Below are 19,581 nucleotides of genomic sequence, written 5' to 3'. Positions count from 1 at the left end.
GTCATAAAGTTGAAGGCTTATTTTCATTCGAGGGAGTGTGCAGTGGCGACGTTATCCAGGCTTTTTATTCATCCGGTGAAATCCATGCGCGGCATCGGCGTCTCTCACGCGCTGGCCGACATGAGCGGATTTGCCTTCGATCGTATTTTTATGGTCACCGAGCCTGACGGTACGTTCATTACCGCACGCCAGTTCCCTCAGATGGTTCGCTTTACCCCTTCCCCGCTTCACGACGGTTTGCACCTTACCGCGCCGGACGGTTCCAGCGCGGTGATTCGCTTTGCTGATTTTGCGCCCGTCGATGCGCCAACGGAAGTGTGGGGTAACCATTTTACCGCGCGCATCGCCCCGGATGAGATTAACCGCTGGCTGAGCGGCTTCTTTTCCCGTGACGTGCAGCTGCGCTGGGTTGGGCCTGAACTGACGCGTCGCGTGAAGCGCCACGACGCCGTTCCCCTCTCCTTCGCCGATGGCTTCCCGTTCCTGCTGACCAACGAAGCCTCGCTGCGTGATCTACAAGGCCGCTGCAAAGCCAGCGTTCAGATGGAACAGTTCCGTCCGAACCTGGTGGTGACGGGTGCAGAGGCCTGGGACGAAGATACCTGGAAAGTGATCCGCATTGGCAGCGTCATTTTTGACGTGGTGAAGCCGTGCAGCCGCTGCATTTTCACGACGGTCAGCCCGGAGAAAGGCCAGAAGCACCCTTCCGGCGAACCGTTGAAGACGCTGCAGTCATTCCGCACCGCGCAGGATAACGGTGATGTCGATTTCGGCCAGAACCTGATCCCGCGCTCCAGCGGCGCGATCCGCGTTGGTGATGAGGTAGAAGTGCTCGCCCGTGGGCCAGCAAGGGTGTACGGCTCGGGTCAGGAAGAGGAGTTTGTCGACGTTGAGACAAACGTCGCCGCTGCGGTAGAGATTCACTGGCAGGGCAACGTGATCCGGGGTAATAACCAGCAGGTATTGCTTGAGCAGCTGGAACAAGCAGGGATCCGCATCCCCTATTCCTGTCGCGCGGGAATTTGCGGATGCTGCCGCATCAGGCTGGTGGATGGCGAAGTGAGTGCGTTGAAAAAATCGGCAATTGGAAATGACGGCACAATTCTGTGCTGTAGCTGCGTCCCGAAAACGTCCGTACAGCTGGAAGCTTAAACCGCCTGCTCGAGGCTGAAGGCATCCACGCGAAGCTGGGGCTTCAGCCTGTCGTTCATAACCTTAATGGCATCCCCAAGCTGCATTGTCCGCCCGGCAATCGTCACGCCGGGCTGGGCCAGCAAACAGAGCGCGGCATTTTCGCCGGGCTCCACCACCAGCAGGCTCACCTCTTCTGCGGTATCGCTCAGATTGACGCTGGCCGCATCACCCGTTGCCGGGGTCCAGTTCATGCCGTGCGGCAGGAAATGCCAGCTCTTTGGCATTTGCGGTTTCAGGAAACGGATAGCCACCAGCGCATTTAATACCAGCTCGGCACGCTGCTCTTTCGAGAGCACCAGATCGCGACATTTTTCCTCAAAGGAGAAATACAGCGCAGCGTCATCAACGCAAAAGCCTGACGGGGAAAAGGCGTCCGGGGTTAACATTCGGCGGGCAAAACGAGAGCGAAACAACATGCCATTGGCTAAGTCGAGCATCATTCGGTCATGCTCGTCGCAAAAATACCAGCGCCAGTTATCGTCAGGTTTAATTCGCATGTTTCTCTCCCGTCCCCGAAACGTCCTGTACTAAAAATGTCCTGATCGCCGCTTCGTTTATAACACCATTAATAAAAGACTATAATGTCTAAATAAGCAACAGTGACGGAATATAAAACAACCAGGGCTGGAAATAAAGCCCTGGTTGTCTGATTAGGAGAAAAGATTAGATATGCGTAACGATTTCTTTAATCAGCGGCGGCCCTTTAAAAATAAAGCCGGAATAGATTTGCACCAGTGACGCACCCGCTGCCATCTTCTCGCGCGCAGCAATCACCGAGTCAATGCCACCGACGCCAATAATCGGCAGACGGCCATTTAATTCCGCAGACAGAGCACGAATAATTTCGGTGCTTTTTAATTGCACAGGACGGCCGCTTAATCCACCCGCTTCGTCACAGTTTTTCATTCCCTGCACGAGGGAGCGATCGAGAGTGGTATTGGTCGCAATTACACCATCAATATTATGACGAACTAAACTGTCGGCAACCTGGATCAATTCTTCGGCAGAAAGATCCGGCGCGATCTTAACCGCGACCGGAACATATTTATGGTGGATCGACTGGAGTTCATTTTGTTTATTTTTAATGGCACTCAGAAGATCGTCCAGCGCCTCACCATATTGTAAGGATCGCAGCCCCGGGGTATTGGGGGAAGAAATATTCACCGCAATATAACCGGCATAGGCGTAGACTTTTTCCATACAAATCAGATAGTCATCTTTACCCTGCTCGACCGGCGTGTCTTTATTTTTGCCGATATTGATGCCCAGAATTCCGTCAAAGTGGGCTTTTTTAACGTTCTCAACGAGATGATCAACACCGTGGTTATTGAAGCCCATGCGGTTGATCAGCCCTTCGGCTTCCACCAGTCGGAACAGGCGCGGCTTGTCATTTCCCGGCTGCGGACGCGGGGTAACGGTGCCGATTTCAATGGAGCCAAAGCCCATCGCGCCCAGGGCATCAATGCACTCGCCGTTTTTGTCCAGACCGGCCGCCAGACCCAGCGGATTTTTAAAGGTCAGCCCCATGCACTGCACAGGTTTTACCGGCACATGCTGGCGCACCAGCGCGGCCAGAGGCGTTCCGGTAATACGACGTAATTGCTGGAATGTCAATTCATGAGCGCGCTCAGGGTCGAGCTGGAAAAGGGCTTTACGAACGAAGGGGTAGTACATGAACTCTCCTGGATTCCCGGTGTGCAAACCGGGAGGGGATTATGGGCGATCCCGGCGCGAAAGGGAATTGACCTGCGGCAAAAAATCAGCGTAAAACGCAATCGTTTACCTCCCCGTCTATTTCTTATGCACTTTTTCGCATTTTAATTGCAGATAAATCATTTAGTGGAATAAACGCGCGGTGTCACACTCCTAAAAATTGTTATGAATGTTAGATAAAAGCAAACAATTAGTTATAAGGAGGAAGTATGCGCGTCATTACCCTGGCCGGAAGTCCACGATTCCCGTCGCGCTCCAGCGCCCTGCTGGAATATGCCCGTGAAAAACTGAATGCTCTGGATGTGGAAGTGTGCCACTGGAACCTGCATAACTTCGAACCTGAAGATTTGCTCTACGCCCGTTTCGACAGCCCCGCGCTGAAAACCCTTATTGAGCAACTTAACGGCGCGGACGGCCTGATCGTGGCAACGCCGATTTATAAAGCCTCTTTTTCCGGGGCGCTCAAAACCCTGCTCGATCTGCTTCCGGAACGCGCGCTGGACGGGAAGGTGGTGCTGCCGCTGGCAACGGGCGGTACGGTTGCCCATTTACTGGCCGTGGATTATGCCCTGAAGCCGGTGCTGAACGCGCTGAAAGCGCAGGAGATCCTCCACGGCGTTTTCGCCGATGACTCACAGGTTATCGACTATCAGCACAAACCCCACTTTACGCCCAACCTGCAAACCCGCCTCGATAACGCTCTGGAAACCTTCTGGCATGCCCTGCATCGCCGGGATATCCAGGCCCCGGCGTTTGGTCAGCCTCAAGGAGTCGCCCATGTTTAAAACCTTAACCCGCATCGGACTGGCCGGTTTGATGGCGTTTACCTCGCTGGCCCATGCCGCAGAAACGGCTCCGGAAAGCTTACGTATCGGCTATCAGAAAGGCAGCGTCAGCATGGTGCTGGCAAAAAGCCACCAGCTTCTGGAAAAACGCTTCCCGGACACCAAATTCTCCTGGGTGGAGTTCCCTGCCGGCCCGCAGATGCTGGAGGCCCTTAACGTGGGCAGTATCGATCTCGGCAGCACGGGCGATATTCCGCCGATATTTGCCCAGGCGGCGGGAGCGGACCTCGTCTATGTAGGCGTTGAGCCGCCCAAGCCGAAGGCCGAGGTGATCCTGGTGCCTGAAAACAGCGATATTAAAACCGTCGCCGATCTCAAAGGCCATAAGGTCGCATTCCAGAAAGGTTCCAGCTCACACAACCTGTTGCTGCGTGCCCTGCAAGAGGCCGGGCTCAAATTCACTGACATTCAGCCTGTTTACCTGACGCCTGCCGACGCGCGCGCCGCGTTCCAGCAGAAGAACGTTGATGCCTGGGCCATCTGGGATCCGTACTACTCCGCCGCATTGCTGCAGGGCGGCGTTCGCGTGCTGAAAGACGGTACCACGCTGAAGCAAACCGGCTCGTTCTATCTGGCCGCGCGCCCTTATGCGGAAAAGAACGGCGCATTTATTCAGGGCGTGCTGGATACCTTTACCCAGGCCGATGCCCTGACTCAGAGCCAACGTCAGGAGAGCATTGCCCTGCTGGCGAAAACCATGGGCTTACCTGAGCCGGTGATCGCGAGCTATCTCAACCACCGTCCGCCGACCACCATTACGCCCGTTGACGCGCACGTCGCCGCGCTTCAGCAGCAAACGGCCGACCTCTTCTATCAAAACCACCTGGTTCCAAAACAGGTCACTATTCGCGAACGCATCTGGCAACCCGCAGGCAAAGAAGGAGCTAAATCATGAGTCTGAATCTTTTCTGGTTTTTACCCACCCACGGTGATGGACACTATCTTGGCACAGAAGAGGGTTCACGCCCGGTTGACCATGGCTACCTGCAGCAGATTGCACAGGCAGCAGACCGAATCGGCTTTACCGGGGTGCTGATCCCGACCGGACGGTCATGTGAAGATGCGTGGCTGGTCGCCGCGTCGATGATCCCGGTCACTCAGCGTCTGAAATTCCTGGTGGCGTTACGCCCGAGCGTCGTCTCCCCTACCGTGGCGGCACGTCAGGCGGCAACGCTGGACCGACTGTCCAACGGCCGCGCCCTGTTTAACCTGGTGACGGGCAGCGATCCGCAGGAGCTGGCGGGCGACGGCGTGTTCCTCGACCATACCGAACGCTACGAGGCCTCCGCCGAGTTCACCCGCGTCTGGCGACGCCTGCTGGAAGGGGAAACCGTTACCTTTGAAGGCAAGCATATTCACGTTCGCGACGCGAAGCTCTACTTCCCACCGGTTCAGCAGCCGCGCCCGCCGCTCTATTTTGGTGGGTCGTCGGATGTGGCGCAGGATCTGGCCGCAGAGCAGGTCGATCTCTATCTGACCTGGGGCGAACCGCCTGAGCTGGTGAAAGAAAAAATTGCCCAGGTTCGCGCGAAAGCGGCCGCCCATGGCCGCAAGGTGCGCTTCGGTATCCGTCTGCATGTGATTGTGCGCGAGACCAATGAAGAAGCCTGGCAGGCGGCGGACCGCCTGATCTCCCATCTGGATGATGAAACGATCGCCAGAGCCCAGGCCGCATTTGCCAAAACCGACTCCGTCGGGCAACACCGGATGGCGTCCCTGCACAATGGCAAGCGCGAGAACCTGGAGATCAGCCCGAACCTGTGGGCGGGCGTCGGTCTGGTGCGCGGCGGTGCGGGCACAGCGCTGGTCGGCGATGGCCCGACCGTGGCCGCGCGTATCAATGAATACGCCGAACTGGGCATCGACAGCTTTATTCTCTCCGGTTATCCGCATCTGGAAGAGGCGTACAAGGTGGGCGAACTGCTGTTCCCGCACCTGGATGTCGCCATTCCGGAGGTGCCACAGCCGCAGCGGCTTCAGCTTCAGGGCGAAGCCGTGGCGAACGAATTCATTCCACGCAAAGCCGCACAGAGCTAAGGAGTGACCATGTCTGCCACCTCACAAAAATGGCTGCTGCGCACCGCACCGTGGTTTTTACCCGTCGGCATTGTGGCGCTCTGGCAGCTCGCATCGTCTACCGGCTGGCTGTCGAGCCGCATTCTGCCCTCTCCGGAGGGCGTTGTAGAAGCGTTCTGGTCGCTGAGCGTTAGCGGAGAACTGTGGCAGCACCTGGCGATCAGCTCCTGGCGCGCCGTGATCGGGTTTTCCATCGGCGGCAGTATCGGGCTGGTCCTGGGCCTGATCAGCGGCCTTTCACGCTGGGGTGAACGGCTGCTGGATACCTCCATCCAGATGCTGCGTAATGTGCCGCATCTGGCGCTGATCCCGCTGGTCATTTTGTGGTTTGGAATTGATGAGAGTGCCAAGATCTTCCTTGTGGCGCTGGGCACGCTGTTCCCGATTTACATCAATACCTGGCACGGCATCCGCAATATCGATCGCGGTCTGGTGGAGATGGCGCGCAGCTATGGCTTATCGGGTTTTTCCCTCTTTATTCATGTGATTCTGCCGGGTGCCCTGCCCTCCATTATGGTCGGCGTGCGTTTTGCGCTCGGCCTGATGTGGCTGACGCTGATTGTGGCGGAAACCATCTCAGCTAACTCCGGGATTGGCTACCTGGCGATGAACGCCCGTGAATTCCTGCAAACGGACGTGGTGGTGGTTGCCATTATCCTTTATGCCCTGCTCGGCAAACTCGCTGACGTCAGCGCCCAGTGGCTGGAGCGCAGCTGGCTGCGCTGGAACCCGGCCTATACCCTTCAGGAGGCGAAAGCATGAATACGGCACGACTGAATCAGGGGACCCCGTTACTGCTGAACGGCGTCACCAAACGCTACGGCGAAAACACCATTCTTAACGGGCTGGATCTGCATATTCCCGCCGGACAGTTTGTGGCCGTTGTCGGGCGCAGCGGCGGCGGCAAGAGTACGCTGCTACGGCTGCTGGCCGGACTGGAAGCCCCCAACGGCGGCGACATTCTGGCAGGGACAACGCCGCTTGCGAATATCCAGGACGATACCCGCATGATGTTCCAGGACGCGCGGCTGCTGCCGTGGAAAACGGTTATCGACAATGTCGGGCTCGGCCTTAAGGGGAGCTGGCGGGATGAAGCCCGCCAGGCGCTGGCCGCCGTTGGGCTGGAAAATCGCGCCGATGAATGGCCTGCAGCCCTTTCGGGTGGACAGAAGCAGCGCGTGGCGCTGGCGCGGGCGTTAATTCACCGTCCGGGCCTGCTGTTGCTCGATGAACCGCTGGGCGCGCTCGACGCCCTGACGCGAATCGAAATGCAGGATTTGATTGGATCCCTCTGGCAGGCGCACGGCTTTACGGTACTGCTGGTGACGCATGACGTGAGTGAAGCCGTCGCAATGGCCGACCGGGTGCTGTTAATAGAGGAAGGGAAAATCGGTCTGGATCTGACGGTGGATCTTCCGCGGCCTCGTCGCGTGGGTTCGGCAAGACTGGCGGAGCTGGAGGCTGAGGTATTGGATCGGGTGATGAAGCGAGGGGAAACGGAGTTGCGGCGAGTTAAGGCTAATGTCTGATACCCTCACTCCGGCCCTCTCCATGTGGGAGAGGGAGAAAACACTAAAAACGGCAACCTCGGTTGCCGTTTTGCTTTTACCTGCCCACCGGGCTTTTTTTCTACATCACGCTAAGGCTTTAGCAATCTTCTCGTACAGATCGCCAGACAGGTTTTCCAGCCCTTTCAGCTGCTCAAGCGCGGCACGCATCTTCGCCTGACGCTTCGCATCGTAGCGTTTCAGACGGATCAGCGGCTCAATCAGACGCGACGCCACCTGCGGGTTACGGCTGTTCAGCTCGGTCAGCATTTCCACCATGAACTGATAACCGCTGCCGTCTTCGGCGTGGAACGCGGCCGGGTTGCTGCTGGCAAACGCGCCAATCAGCGAACGCACGCGGTTTGGGTTGCTCAGGGTAAAGGAGCGATGCTTCAGCAGGCTGCGCACGTTGCTGAGGGCATCGGCCGCCGGGCTGGTCGCCTGCAGGATGAACCACTTGTCCATCACCAGGCCATCCTGATGCCACTTGTCGTCGTACTCCTGCATCAGCGCATCGCGGCACGGCAGTTCGGCGGCAACGCTTGCGCCCAGCGCGGCCAGCGCGTCGGTCATGTTATCCGCTTCGTGATACTGCTTGCTCACCAGGGTGTTCGCCAGCTCGGTTTCACCAAACGCCAGATAGCGCAGGCAGGTGTTGCGCAGAGAACGTTTACCGATGTCCGCGTGCTCAACGCGATAAGCGTCGAGCTTGTTGGCGTTATAAATGGCGAGGAACTCGTCCGCCAGCTCAGCAGCCAGCGTACGGGTCAGCGCTTCACGCACCGCCACGATCGCGATCGGATCGATAATCTCGAACAACTCCGCGATTTCCGTTGCTGACGGCAGGGTCAGAATTTCAGCCGCGAGCGCCGGGTCAATCTTCTCATCCAGCAGGATCGCGCGGAACGCGTCAGCTACGTGAACAGGCAGCGACAGCGGCTGGCCCTGCTGATGACGGTTGACGTTGAGTTTGATGTAGGTCGCCAGCAGGCTTTGTGCGGCATCCCAGCGGGAGAAGTCGTTACGCGCGTGACGCATCAGGAACGTCAGTTGCTGATCGCTCCACTTGTACTCCAGCTTCACCGGCGCGGAAAATTCACACAGCAGCGCAGGCACCGGCTGGAAATAGACGTTATCGAAGATAAAGGTCTGCTCGGCCTGGGTCACGTTCAGCACGTGGTGTACCGGGTGGCCACCCTTCTGCAGTGGAATGACTTTGCCTTCGTTATCGTACAGCTCAATGCTGAACGGAATATGCAGCGGGTATTTCTCTTCCTGCTCTGCCGTCGGCGGCGTGCGCTGGCTGATGGTCAGGGTGTACTGCTCGGTTTCTGGATTGTAATCGTCTTTGACGGTAACAATCGGCGTACCGGCCTGGCTGTACCAGCGGCGGAAGTGGGAAAGATCGACATTAGAGGCATCTTCCATTGCCTGCACAAAATCGTCGCAGGTGGCCGCGCTGCCGTCATGACGCTCGAAGTAGAGCTGCATCCCTTTCTGGAAGTTCTCTTCACCCAGCAGAGTGTGGATCATGCGGATAATTTCAGCGCCTTTCTCATACACCGTCAGGGTGTAGAAGTTATTCATTTCGATGACTTTATCCGGGCGGATTGGATGCGCCATTGGGCTGGCATCTTCCGCAAACTGCAGGCCGCGCATGGTACGCACGTTGTTGATGCGGTTCACCGCGCGTGACCCCAGATCGGAGCTAAACTCCTGGTCACGGAAGACGGTCAGGCCCTCTTTCAGGCTCAGCTGGAACCAGTCGCGGCAGGTGACGCGGTTACCGGTCCAGTTGTGGAAATATTCGTGGCCGATGACGCGTTCGATATCGAGATAATCTTTATCGGTGGCGGTATCGGTGCGCGCCAGCACGTATTTGGAGTTAAAGACGTTCAGGCCTTTGTTTTCCATTGCGCCCATGTTGAAGAAATCAACGGCGACGATCATATAGATGTCGAGGTCATATTCGAGGCCGAAGCGCTCTTCGTCCCACTTCATGGAGTTGATGAGCGAGGTCATCGCCCACGGCGCGCGGTCCAGGTTACCACGATCAACAAACAGCTCCAGCGCCACCTCGCGGCCTGAGCGCGTTTTGAAGGTGTCGCGCAGCACGTCGAAATCGCCCGCCACCAGCGCAAACAGGTAGCACGGTTTCGGGAAGGGATCCTGCCACTGAACCCAGTGACGGCCATTCTCCAGCTCGCCTTCACCTACGCGGTTGCCGTTGGAGAGCAGGAAGGGATACAGGGTTTTATCGGCGATGATTTTAGTGGTGAAGCGCGCCAGGACATCCGGGCGGTCGAGATACCAGGTAATGTGGCGGAACCCTTCCGCTTCACACTGGGTACACAGCGCCACGCCAGACTGGTACAGCCCTTCCAGCGCGGTATTGGCGGCCGGGCTGATTTCATTCACGATGCGCAGCGTAAACTGATCCGGCAGGTTGTCGATGACCAGCTGGTTGTTTTCTTCTTTATAGTCCGACCAGGCTTCATCATTAATATGCAGGGAGACCAGCGTCAGGTCTTCGCCATCCAGACGCAGCGGCACGGCAGTTGCGCTGTGGCGCGTCACCTGACTCACCGCCGTGACAACGGTTTTAGTGGCATCCAGGTCAAAAGTCAGATCGATTTCGCTAATCAGATAATCCGGCGCACGGTAGTCGTGGCGGTATTTGGCTTGTGGCTGTTGTGTCATAGAAAACCTTATGCATCGTTTGTCGAGTAACGTTTCAATATATTCCTGTTGCGCAAAACGCGCTATGCAGAATGTTCATCTTTTCAGGGTCAACACCTTTTTTTGCTACATTTGTATAACACGGGGCACAAAATGCCCTCGACCATAAAACGCGCTTATGTTGTGATCGGGGTTCAATAAATCACTAAACAAGGTATACTCCGGAGTTGTTTATTGTACTAAACGCTCCTGTGAGAGGATGCTACTGCGCACCTATGACTCAATTCGCTTCTCCAGTTCTGCATACGTTGCTGGATACCGACGCGTATAAACTGCACATGCAGCAAGCCGTTTTCCACCATTACTATGACGTTCATGTCGCGGCGGAATTCCGCTGCCGTGGCGACGACTTGCTCGGTATCTACGCAGACGCCATTCGTGAACAGGTCAATGCTATGCAGCATCTGACGCTGCAGGACGAGGAATATCAGTGGCTTTCTGGCCTGCCTTTCTTCAAAGCCGACTACCTGAACTGGCTGCGCGATTTCCGCTATAGACCGGAGCAGGTCACCGTGGTTAACGATAACGGCAAGCTGGATATTCGCCTTGAAGGTCCGTGGCGGGAAGTGATCATGTGGGAAGTGCCGCTTCTGGCGGTGATCAGTGAACTGGCTCACCGCTATCGCTCACCGGAAACGGGCGTAGCGCAGGCGGTTGCCTCGCTGGAAAATAAGCTCGCTGACTTCTCCACGCTGACCGCAGGGCTGGACATGTCCCGCTTCCGCCTGATGGACTTTGGCACCCGTCGCCGTTTTTCGCGCGACGTCCAGGAGGCCATCGTTAAACGTCTGCAACAGGAGCCATGGTTCGTGGGCACCAGTAACTACGATCTGGCCCGTCGCCTCAACCTGACGCCAATGGGTACCCAGGCACACGAGTGGTTCCAGGCGCATCAGCAGATCAGCCCTGACCTGGCAAACAGCCAGCGCGCGGCACTGGCCGCATGGCTTGAGGAGTACCCGAATCAACTCGGGATCGCCCTTACCGACTGTATTACGATGGATGCCTTCCTGCGCGACTTTGGACCTGAATTTGCGGAGCGTTATCAGGGGCTACGCCACGATTCAGGGGATCCGATTGAGTGGGGCGAGAAGGCCATTGCCCATTACGAGAAACTGGGCATTGACCCGATGAGCAAGGTGCTGGTCTTCTCCGATAACCTCGATCTGGCGAAAGCCGTCGAACTCTATCGCCATTTCAACGCCAGAGTGAACCTGAGCTTCGGGATTGGTACCCGGTTAACCTGCGACATCCCTCAGGTAAAACCTCTGAATATCGTGATAAAGCTGGTGGAATGTAACGGCAAGCCGGTGGCGAAACTCTCCGACAGCCCGGGCAAAACCATCTGCCATGACAAGGCGTTTGTCCGCGCATTGCGCAAAGCCTTCGATCTTCCCCAGATCAAAAAAGCCAGTTAAGCGCTTAAGGGAGCCTTCATGGCTCCCCTCTTCTTATTTATTTCTCAATTCTTCTCTTTTGACTGCGAAATTTACTTGTCTGATAGCGGATGGCAGGTAACATAGATATCCCCCCATAAGGGTGGACAAGTGTTTATTTTTTCCGACTATTAACAGAGAGAATATTATGAGCGTTGTGCCTGTAGCCGACGTACTCCAGGGCCGTGTCGCCGTTGACCAGGAAGTCACCGTGCGCGGATGGGTGCGTACCCGCCGAGATTCTAAAGCTGGCATCTCCTTCCTTGCCGTCTATGACGGTTCCTGCTTTGATCCTGTACAGGCCGTCATTAATAATTCTCTGCCCAATTACAATGATGACGTTCTGCACCTGACGACGGGCTGTTCCGTTATTGTCACCGGCGTGGTCGTGGCATCCCCGGGTCAGGGTCAGAGTTTCGAAATTCAGGCTTCTGCCATTGAAGTCACCGGCTGGGTTGAAGATCCGGATACCTATCCGATGGCGGCTAAACGTCACAGCATTGAGTATCTGCGTGAAGTGGCGCACCTGCGTCCACGTACCAACCTGATTGGTGCGGTTGCTCGCGTACGTCATACGCTGGCGCAGGCGCTGCATCGTTTCTTCGATGAGCAGGGTTATTTCTGGGTGTCTACCCCGCTGATCACCGCGTCCGATACGGAAGGCGCCGGTGAGATGTTCCGCGTCTCAACGCTGGATCTCGAAAACCTGCCGCGCACCCCGGAAGGTAAAGTGGACTATGACAAAGACTTCTTTGGTAAAGAGGCCTTCCTGACCGTATCCGGTCAGCTCAACGGCGAAACGTACGCCTGCGCGCTGTCTAAAATCTACACCTTTGGCCCTACCTTCCGTGCCGAAAACTCCAACACCAGCCGTCACCTGGCGGAATTCTGGATGCTGGAGCCTGAAGTGGCGTTCGCCAACCTGGACGATGTCGCGGGTCTGGCGGAAGCGATGCTGAAGTATGTCTTCAAAGCGGTGCTGGAAGAGCGTCCGGACGACATGAAATTCTTCGCCGAGCGCGTAGACAGCGACGCAGTAGCTCGTCTGGAGCGCTTCGTCTCTGCCGATTTTGCGCAGGTGGACTACACCGATGCGGTGGCGATCCTCGAGAAATGCGGTGAGAAGTTCGAGAACCCGGTTTACTGGGGCGTAGACCTGGCGTCTGAGCACGAGCGCTATCTGGCCGAGAAGCATTTCAAAGCGCCGGTTGTCGTTAAAAACTATCCGAAAGACATTAAGGCCTTCTATATGCGCCTTAACGAAGACGGTAAAACCGTGGCGGCGATGGACGTCCTGGCGCCGGGCATCGGTGAAATCATCGGTGGTTCACAGCGTGAAGAGCGTCTTGACGTGCTGGACGCGCGTATGGAAGAGATGGGTCTCAACCCTGCGGACTACAGCTGGTACCGCGATCTGCGTCGTTACGGTACCGTACCGCACGCTGGTTTTGGTCTGGGCTTCGAGCGTCTGATCGCCTACGTGACCGGTGTGCAGAACGTTCGTGACGTGATTCCGTTCCCACGTACACCACGTAACGCCAGCTTCTAATCAGTAAAGACTAAAATGGCCAGCTTATGCTGGCCATTATTTTATTCTGCATTGTCAGTTTTCGTCAGCGCAAAGTCAGCTTCTTTAAACCATCACCCCGTCACAATCCCTGGTTGTTACGTTTTATTTCCACGAAATATCCAGCCACAAAAAATAAACCCCATTCTTATTGCGATTATTACATTCTCAAGCGATAGCACAAGTTTCAACCAGTTTTACAGCCATCTAGAAGGCTTTTCGGCGCCATAAGAAAAAACGAGTCGTTTAGCGTCTGTTTATATGAAATGCCTTTATCCAAATTAATCATAAGGAATTCATATATATAGGATATGTCCTGTCGCTTAATTCGCCAGGACGCTCTGAAGTTTGAGGTGGTTCACAAAGTTCCCAAAAATACACATTTAGTTACACATATTTTCTTTTGGTTACCTAATCTTGAGAATTGTAGCACTTTCAGGCTAGCGAAACGCTTCGGCGAATGGAAAGATGCCTGTCAGATACATAAAGACACCAAACTCTCATCAATAGTTCCGGAAATATTTATTGACAGAATTTATTGACGGCAGTGGCGAGTGTCATAAAAAAACCAATGAGGGTAATAAATAATGATGAAGCGCAATATTCTGGCAGTGGTAATCCCTGCCCTGCTGGTAGCCGGTGCAGCGAACGCTGCAGAAATCTATAACAAGAACGGCAACAAACTGGATCTGTACGGGAAAGTTAATGCTGAGCGTGACTTCGTTACCAATGGTGATAACACCAATAACTCAGATTCAACTTACGCTCAGATCGGTTTCAAAGGCGAAACTCAGATCAACGACCAACTGACCGGTTATGGTCAGTGGGAATACCGTGCACTGGCAAGCTCTGCGGAAGGTGAACAATCTGCAAACAACTCTACTCGTACTCGTCTGGCTTTCGCTGGCCTGAAAATGGCTGACGCTGGTAGCCTCGACTACGGCCGTAACTACGGCATCGTATACGATGTAGAATCCTACACCGACATGGCGCCAACCTGGTCCGGCGAAACCTGGGGTGGTGGTTATGTTGATAACTACATGACCAGCCGTTCTACTGGCCTGCTGACCTACCGTAACAACGATTTCTTCGGTCTGGTTGATGGTCTGAGCTTCGGTCTCCAGTACCAGGCTAAAAACGAACGCGCTGACCTGCGTCGTGCGAATGGCGACGGTGTTGGTTACTCTGTAGCTTATGACTTCGGCAGTGGCTTTGCTCTGACTGGTGCGTACAGCAATGCTAACCGTACTGTTGACCAGAAGGCCGATGGTAAGGGCGACAAAGCTGAAGCATGGGCAATTGGCGGTAAATACGATGCCAACAGCCTGTATCTGGCAGCTGTGTATGCAGAAACCCGCAACATGAGCATCCTGGGCAACAGCACCGGTTCTAATACTCCGGATGCTGATGGTGACGTGTTCAACGTAGCGAATAAAACCCAGAACTTCGAAGTCATTGCTCAGTACCAGTTCGACTTCGGCCTGCGTCCGTCCCTCTCCTACGTCCAGAGTAAAGGTAAAAACCTGAACACCGTATCTGGCGGCGATGCAGATCTGGCTAAGTACGTTGAAGTTGGTGCTACTTACTACTTCAACAAAAACTTCAACGTATCTGCTGACTACCGTATCAACCTGATCGACGAAGATCAGGCCAAGCGCACTGGCGGCGGCTGGGTTGGTACCGACGACCAGGTTGGCCTGGCAGCTGTTTACCAGTTCTAATCAGTACACCACTTTGTTATATGCTTAATGAACAGGGCTTCGGCCCTGTTTTTTTATGCCTGACAGAAAATAATGGCGACTTTTGAAAAGCCGCACGCTTTTCGTCGCAAACGGTTGGCATTTTGTAAATCTACCGTTAACCTGATAGCGGATTTCACTTCTGTAATCACAATGGAACTTCGTCATGTTTGAGAACATTACCGCCGCTCCTGCCGACCCGATTCTGGGCCTGGCCGATCTGTTTCGTGCCGACGACCGCCCTGGCAAAATCAACCTGGGTATTGGTGTATATAAAGATGAAACCGGCAAAACTCCGGTACTGACCAGCGTTAAGAAAGCTGAGCAGTATCTGCTGGAAAACGAAACCACCAAAAACTACCTCGGTATTGATGGTATCCCTGAATTTGGTCGCTGCACCCAGGAGCTGCTGTTCGGTAAAGGCAGCGCAATTGTGAGTGACAAACGTGCCCGTACAGCTCAGACCCCGGGCGGTACCGGCGCGCTGCGCGTGGCGGCGGATTTCCTTGCGAAAAACACCTCTGTGAAGCGTGTCTGGGTAAGCAATCCAAGCTGGCCGAACCACAAGAGCGTGTTTAACTCTGCGGGTCTGGAAGTGCGTGAATACGCCTACTACGACGCAGCAAACCACTCTCTGGACTTTGACGGCCTGCTGGCAAGCCTGAACGAAGCGCAGGCGGGTGACGTGGTGCTGTTCCACGGCTGCTGCCACAACCCAACCGGTATCGATCCAACGCTTGAGCAGTGGGAACACCTGGCGAAGCTGTCCGTAGAGAAAGGCTGGCTGCCGCTGTTTGACTTTGCCTACCAGGGCTTCGCCCGTGGTCTGGAAGAAGATGCTGAAGGCCTGCGCGCGTTCGCTGCCGTGCATCAGGAGCTGATCGTTGCCAGTTCCTATTCCAAGAACTTTGGTCTGTATAATGAGCGTGTAGGTGCCTGTACGCTGGTTGCGGCTAACGATGAGACCGTCGATCGCGCGTTCAGCCAGATGAAATCCGTTATCCGCGCTAACTACTCTAACCCGCCGGCTCACGGTGCATCTGTCGTTGCGACTATCCTGAGCAACGATGCGCTGCGCGCCATCTGGGAACAAGAGCTGAACGATATGCGTCAGCGTATTCAGCGCATGCGCCTGCTGTTTGTGAACACCCTGGCGGAGAAAGGCGCGGATCGCGACTTCAGCTTTATCATCAAACAGAACGGCATGTTCTCTTTCAGCGGCCTGACCAAAGAGCAGGTTCTGCGTCTGCGTGAAGAGTTCGGCGTGTACGCCGTGGCGTCTGGCCGCGTGAACGTTGCAGGCATGACGCCTGACAACATGGCGCCGCTGTGCGAAGCGATTGTCGCCGTACTGTAATTTGCGCCTATAAAAAAGCCTGCATTATGCAGGCTTTTTTTATGCGGGTTACCAGACAGGCATTTCATCCTGAAGGAACGGATTATGGAGCCGTTCATAGCCCAGCGTCGACATCGGACCGTGCCCAGGGATAAACGTCACATCATCACCCAGCGGCAATAACTTCTGTTTAATCGACTGAATCAGCTGTCCGTGATCGCCGCGCGGAAAATCGCTGCGTCCTACGCCACCTTTGAAAATCACATCGCCGGAGATCAGCAGACGGGACTGGTCATCAAAGAAGACGATATGGCCTGGCGTATGCCCAGGACAATGCAACACCTGTAAAGTCACATTCCCTATGCTAACGCGCTCTCCTTCATCCAGCCAGCGATCGGGCGTCAGAGGCTGACACTCATCAAGGCCAAACATGCGGCTTTGGGCAGGTAACCCCTGCAGCCAGAACTCATCTTCTTTTTCCGGACCGACAATCGGCACGCCGTAGTGTTCAGCCAGTTCAGCCGCTGCGCCCACATGGTCGAGGTGACCATGCGTCAGTAAAATCTGCATGAGCGTCACGCCGCTGTCGGCGACTTCCTGCTTGATCTTCTCAGCGTCACCGCCGGGATCGACAAGCGCGGCCAGTTTAGTTTGTTCGCACCAGATGAGTGAACAATTCTGGGAGAACGCGGTAACCGGAATAATACGATAGTTCATACTGCTCCTGTGTTTCGTTATTACCAGTGCCGAACCGGACCGGTATCAATATGCACAAAGTTGCTGCTGGGGTAATATCCTACACCACCTGCGCGCATAGATAACGCAGCTTTGCGAATATTGGCTAACGAAACGCCCTCAATATGGAAATCCATTGCCTGGCCCTTCGTGTGATAGCTTTTTTTCGCTACCCCGCGACTGTGGGCGCGCAGTTCATTATTGGTATCAACCGAGCGATAACCAGAAATAAGCTGCACCGGCTTGCTGGTACCCAGCAGGCCCTGAAGGCGGAAAAGCTGATCAAACAGTCCTGGGTCGATGGCTTTAATTTTATTCGCGCGGAAATCACGGAAAAAATGGTTAAGTCTTGCTAATTCATCCTGAATATAGCCTCTGCCATCGAAGAACTCCGCTTTTAACGACTCACCGGTATGAAGATTGTTGAGCGTTAAAACTCGCGGACGAGGTGTCGAGAGGGTGGCAAATGCTGGCGTCGGCAAGATGGCCGCTGCGCCAAGCGCAACACCACCTAACGCCAGCAGTTTGCGGCGATTAGCGTCAAATTTGTCCATGATAATCAGGTCTACAGGTAAAAGAAATCGTAATATGCTTAGCGCACGAAGGGCACCTTAACTGGCAAAACCGGGTACGTCAAGGCGCCCAACCCCAGTGAATACGCGGCTTGCAGCGATATAGCCCCTTATTCACCCTAACTTACGACAATCATTTTTCCCGAACTGCTTCATTTACCTGATTAATTGTTCCGCTTTTGGCAAAATTTGTGCGCCGGATCGCGCGGTGAGATCATAATTGTAAATATCTGTACGGTACTGAGTCCGCCCGTCTTCGCCAACAAACGCCGTCAGATAGTAAAGATTGACCGGAATATTGTGTCGAATATTAACGTAACGCGTATCCCCCTGCTTCAGGGCATCCGAAATGCGCGTATCGTTCCAGCCCGCATCCTGCAGCAGCATATTGGCCAGCTCCGAGGCTTTGTTCACGCGCACGCAGCCAGAACTCAGCGCGCGCGTATCTTTCTGGAACAGATTGTGGTTCGGTGTATCGTGCAGATAGATAGCGTCAGAACTCGGCATATTGAATTTGTAACGCCCTAAAGAGTTATGCGCCCCCGGTGCCTGCTGGAAACGGAACGGCAGGTTAGAAGCCGTGATTGTCGACCAGTCGACCATATAAGGATCGATGGCCTCTTTACTGTTCCAGCCACGCATCACCGTATAACCATGACGTTCCAGATAACCCGGATCGTTCCAGACCTTCGGTAGAATGTCTTTACGCGCCAGCGTCGGTGGCACGTTCCACGGCGGGTTAACCACCACGTTATTCAGCGCGCTGCTCATCATCGGCGTTTTGCGATCCGGACGCCCGACAATCACGCGTGACGCCAGTTTTTCGCTACCGTCCTGGTAATAGACCAGTGAATACGCCGGAATGTTAACCATAATCCCGGTAGAGAGGGTTCCAGGCAGCAGGCGCAAACGCTGGATATTGAGCGCCAGCACCCCAGCCCGCTGCGCAGGCGATACGTTCAGCCAGTCTCGTGTCGTCTGGCCAATGACTCCATCGGCTCCCAGTCCCTGAGCGGCCTGGAATTGCTTCACTGCCGCAACCAGCTCACGATCGTATGCTGCAGGTTTATTGCTGACGGCAATCGCTTTTTTCTCTTTCACGGGCGCTGACGGGCTGACCGCCGCGTTTTGTGGATCGTCACCAGGCAGAGCGATATGTGGCCCGCCATCAAGAAGACCGGAGCGCGTCAGGATCTCACGCAGAGCAGGCACATCGCTGCTCCACTGCCCCGGACGCAGCGTCGCGGTGCCGCGCATCTGCGGCCATGGACGCGAGTCGCCCACCAGCGCGAGAAGCGACTGGTGCAGAGTGGCATATTGTGGATGTGCCGGTGCGAGGCTGGCAATAAAGCGCGGCAGTTCGCCGTTATCCAGGGCTAACTGCCACTGGTTAATCACCGACAGCGCCGGCGTCGCCAGCTTATACGGCTTATCGCTGTACAGCCAGCGGTTGCCATTGACCGGAATACCCGCCACAAACTGCAGATAGCCCATCATGGCATCGGAAAGCACGACGTCACGTGCCTGACCGGACACGGCAGGATCGGTTAACAACTCAACCCACTTTGTAAACTGTGGCTGAAACCCGGCAATCGCGACCTCCGCCAGCTGCTGCTGGAAGGCGCGCACGGCATCGCGGTTTTCCCACATCGGTTTCATATCGCGGGCAGCATAGAGGAGCGTGAGCTGATTGATATAGACCGGCGTGTAGCCTGACGGCAGCCCTGACTGCAGCTGCTGGCTGAGCGATTCGGCATCGATGCCTTCCGGCAGCGGCTTAATACCGGCCATGATAGCCGTCGCCGGAGACTGTTCCAGCGGCTGGGACAACGACGTAGGCTGCGTGCCTGTCGTTGCCGAGCTGTCAGTCGGCACAATTTCAGGCTCGTCGGCCTGGGCGGTTAACAGTGGAGCAAACATCACTGCCAGGCATAAACTAAGCGCCGACAGCTGACGACCACATTCTTTCTTAAGCAACATCCCTTGCCCCCTGTTTTCACGACATGCCCATCACGTTGGGGCTTTCTTTCATTATAGGTAGACGGCTAAGCTGTTGCCTTACCTTATGTAAAGAAGTTTAAA

At 55.3% G+C, this 19,581-nt stretch carries 16 protein-coding genes; 10 read left to right on the top strand and 6 right to left on the bottom strand.

What is annotated here, in order from left to right; genetic code table 11:
* The first annotated feature begins 42 nt into the window (after positions 1-42).
* Positions 43-1,152: a YcbX family protein gene (locus LJA86_RS03290; RefSeq protein ID WP_045908369.1), complete on the top strand. Its 1,110-nt coding sequence runs from the start codon at positions 43-45 to the stop codon at positions 1,150-1,152.
* Here the strand turns inward: LJA86_RS03290 and zapC are convergent.
* A complete protein-coding gene (gene zapC / locus LJA86_RS03285; RefSeq protein WP_032651189.1) occupies positions 1,149-1,691 on the bottom strand; it encodes a cell division protein ZapC in 543 nt (180 codons plus the stop codon). The genes LJA86_RS03290 and zapC overlap by 4 nt on opposite strands.
* Before the next feature lie 166 nt (positions 1,692-1,857).
* Positions 1,858-2,868, bottom strand: a complete 1,011-nt coding sequence (gene pyrD, locus LJA86_RS03280; RefSeq protein ID WP_023618346.1) for a quinone-dependent dihydroorotate dehydrogenase — start codon at positions 2,866-2,868, stop codon at positions 1,858-1,860.
* 248 nt (positions 2,869-3,116) lie between these two features.
* Between pyrD and ssuE the strand changes: the two genes are divergently transcribed.
* Genes ssuE through ssuB form a run of 5 tightly spaced genes read left to right on the top strand, consistent with a single transcriptional unit; the run spans position 3,117 to position 7,357 of the window.
* Complete coding sequence (gene ssuE / locus LJA86_RS03275) at positions 3,117-3,692, top strand: NADPH-dependent FMN reductase (protein ID WP_008499940.1); 576 nt, start codon at positions 3,117-3,119, stop codon at positions 3,690-3,692.
* Complete coding sequence (locus LJA86_RS03270) at positions 3,685-4,647, top strand: sulfonate ABC transporter substrate-binding protein (RefSeq protein WP_126534797.1); 963 nt, start codon at positions 3,685-3,687, stop codon at positions 4,645-4,647. Before ssuE ends, LJA86_RS03270 begins: the two co-directional genes overlap by 8 nt.
* Entirely contained in the window at positions 4,644-5,789 is a 1,146-nt protein-coding gene (ssuD, locus tag LJA86_RS03265; RefSeq protein WP_045908372.1) for an FMNH2-dependent alkanesulfonate monooxygenase, read from the top strand. The genes LJA86_RS03270 and ssuD overlap by 4 nt, the downstream gene beginning before the upstream one ends.
* A gap of 9 nt (positions 5,790-5,798) precedes the next feature.
* On the top strand, positions 5,799-6,590 hold the full coding sequence (gene ssuC, locus LJA86_RS03260) for an aliphatic sulfonate ABC transporter permease SsuC (protein ID WP_229225637.1): 792 nt from the start codon (positions 5,799-5,801) through the stop codon (positions 6,588-6,590).
* Positions 6,587-7,357, top strand: a complete 771-nt coding sequence (ssuB, locus tag LJA86_RS03255; RefSeq protein ID WP_048027219.1) for an aliphatic sulfonates ABC transporter ATP-binding protein — start codon at positions 6,587-6,589, stop codon at positions 7,355-7,357. The genes ssuC and ssuB overlap by 4 nt, the downstream gene beginning before the upstream one ends.
* Before the next feature lie 105 nt (positions 7,358-7,462).
* Here the strand turns inward: ssuB and pepN are convergent, their stop codons facing one another.
* Positions 7,463-10,075: an aminopeptidase N gene (gene pepN, locus LJA86_RS03250; protein ID WP_047651293.1), complete on the bottom strand. Its 2,613-nt coding sequence runs from the start codon at positions 10,073-10,075 to the stop codon at positions 7,463-7,465.
* Between the two features lie 254 nt (positions 10,076-10,329).
* Between pepN and pncB the strand changes: the two genes are divergently transcribed.
* The 4 genes from pncB (at position 10,330) to aspC (ending at position 16,213) form a co-directional block, all read left to right on the top strand.
* Complete coding sequence (gene pncB / locus LJA86_RS03245) at positions 10,330-11,532, top strand: nicotinate phosphoribosyltransferase (protein ID WP_048027215.1); 1,203 nt, start codon at positions 10,330-10,332, stop codon at positions 11,530-11,532.
* 166 nt (positions 11,533-11,698) lie between these two features.
* The gene (asnS, locus tag LJA86_RS03240) at positions 11,699-13,099 is read left to right on the top strand and encodes an asparagine--tRNA ligase (protein ID WP_023615887.1); all 1,401 of its coding nucleotides are present in this window, start codon (positions 11,699-11,701) and stop codon (positions 13,097-13,099) included.
* A 605-nt stretch (positions 13,100-13,704) separates the two neighbouring features.
* On the top strand, positions 13,705-14,838 hold the full coding sequence (locus tag LJA86_RS03235) for a porin (RefSeq protein ID WP_111966978.1): 1,134 nt from the start codon (positions 13,705-13,707) through the stop codon (positions 14,836-14,838).
* 184 nt (positions 14,839-15,022) lie between these two features.
* Positions 15,023-16,213, top strand: a complete 1,191-nt coding sequence (gene aspC, locus LJA86_RS03230; RefSeq protein WP_045908377.1) for an aspartate transaminase — start codon at positions 15,023-15,025, stop codon at positions 16,211-16,213.
* A gap of 48 nt (positions 16,214-16,261) precedes the next feature.
* Here aspC and LJA86_RS03225 read toward each other — a convergent pair whose 3' ends face one another.
* The 3 genes from LJA86_RS03225 to ldtD form a co-directional block, all read right to left on the bottom strand.
* Positions 16,262-16,909, bottom strand: coding sequence for an MBL fold metallo-hydrolase (locus LJA86_RS03225; RefSeq protein ID WP_063621313.1), 648 nt, complete (start codon positions 16,907-16,909; stop codon positions 16,262-16,264).
* 20 nt (positions 16,910-16,929) lie between these two features.
* The gene (locus LJA86_RS03220) at positions 16,930-17,481 is read right to left on the bottom strand and encodes a YcbK family protein (RefSeq protein ID WP_014169403.1); all 552 of its coding nucleotides are present in this window, start codon (positions 17,479-17,481) and stop codon (positions 16,930-16,932) included.
* Positions 17,482-17,655: 174 nt separating this feature from the next.
* Positions 17,656-19,479 (bottom strand): L,D-transpeptidase, encoded by a 1,824-nt coding sequence (ldtD, locus tag LJA86_RS03215; RefSeq protein WP_229225636.1) that lies wholly within the window; start codon positions 19,477-19,479, stop codon positions 17,656-17,658.
* Positions 19,480-19,581 lie beyond the last annotated feature (102 nt).

This window comes from Enterobacter sp. TCD1-1 (genome assembly GCF_020567405.1).
In the GTDB taxonomy this organism is placed as follows: Bacteria; Pseudomonadota; Gammaproteobacteria; order Enterobacterales; family Enterobacteriaceae; genus Enterobacter; species Enterobacter quasiroggenkampii.
Note: the sequence above shows the minus strand (reverse complement) of the source record. Positions and strands in the feature narration are given on the sequence as shown.

Excerpts from the sequence above, each read along its gene's own strand:
- zapC (WP_032651189.1), bottom strand. The coding sequence starts at position 1,691 with ATGCGAATTAAACCTGACGATAACTGGCGCTGGTATTTTTGCGACGAG.
- pyrD (WP_023618346.1), bottom strand. The coding sequence starts at position 2,868 with ATGTACTACCCCTTCGTTCGTAAAGCCCTTTTCCAGCTCGACCCTGAG.
- ssuE (WP_008499940.1), top strand. The coding sequence starts at position 3,117 with ATGCGCGTCATTACCCTGGCCGGAAGTCCACGATTCCCGTCGCGCTCC.
- LJA86_RS03270 (WP_126534797.1), top strand. The coding sequence starts at position 3,685 with ATGTTTAAAACCTTAACCCGCATCGGACTGGCCGGTTTGATGGCGTTT.
- ssuD (WP_045908372.1), top strand. The coding sequence starts at position 4,644 with ATGAGTCTGAATCTTTTCTGGTTTTTACCCACCCACGGTGATGGACAC.
- ssuC (WP_229225637.1), top strand. The coding sequence starts at position 5,799 with ATGTCTGCCACCTCACAAAAATGGCTGCTGCGCACCGCACCGTGGTTT.
- ssuB (WP_048027219.1), top strand. The coding sequence starts at position 6,587 with ATGAATACGGCACGACTGAATCAGGGGACCCCGTTACTGCTGAACGGC.
- pepN (WP_047651293.1), bottom strand. The coding sequence starts at position 10,075 with ATGACACAACAGCCACAAGCCAAATACCGCCACGACTACCGTGCGCCG.
- pncB (WP_048027215.1), top strand. The coding sequence starts at position 10,330 with ATGACTCAATTCGCTTCTCCAGTTCTGCATACGTTGCTGGATACCGAC.
- asnS (WP_023615887.1), top strand. The coding sequence starts at position 11,699 with ATGAGCGTTGTGCCTGTAGCCGACGTACTCCAGGGCCGTGTCGCCGTT.
- LJA86_RS03235 (WP_111966978.1), top strand. The coding sequence starts at position 13,705 with ATGATGAAGCGCAATATTCTGGCAGTGGTAATCCCTGCCCTGCTGGTA.
- aspC (WP_045908377.1), top strand. The coding sequence starts at position 15,023 with ATGTTTGAGAACATTACCGCCGCTCCTGCCGACCCGATTCTGGGCCTG.
- LJA86_RS03225 (WP_063621313.1), bottom strand. The coding sequence starts at position 16,909 with ATGAACTATCGTATTATTCCGGTTACCGCGTTCTCCCAGAATTGTTCA.
- LJA86_RS03220 (WP_014169403.1), bottom strand. The coding sequence starts at position 17,481 with ATGGACAAATTTGACGCTAATCGCCGCAAACTGCTGGCGTTAGGTGGT.
- ldtD (WP_229225636.1), bottom strand. The coding sequence starts at position 19,479 with ATGTTGCTTAAGAAAGAATGTGGTCGTCAGCTGTCGGCGCTTAGTTTA.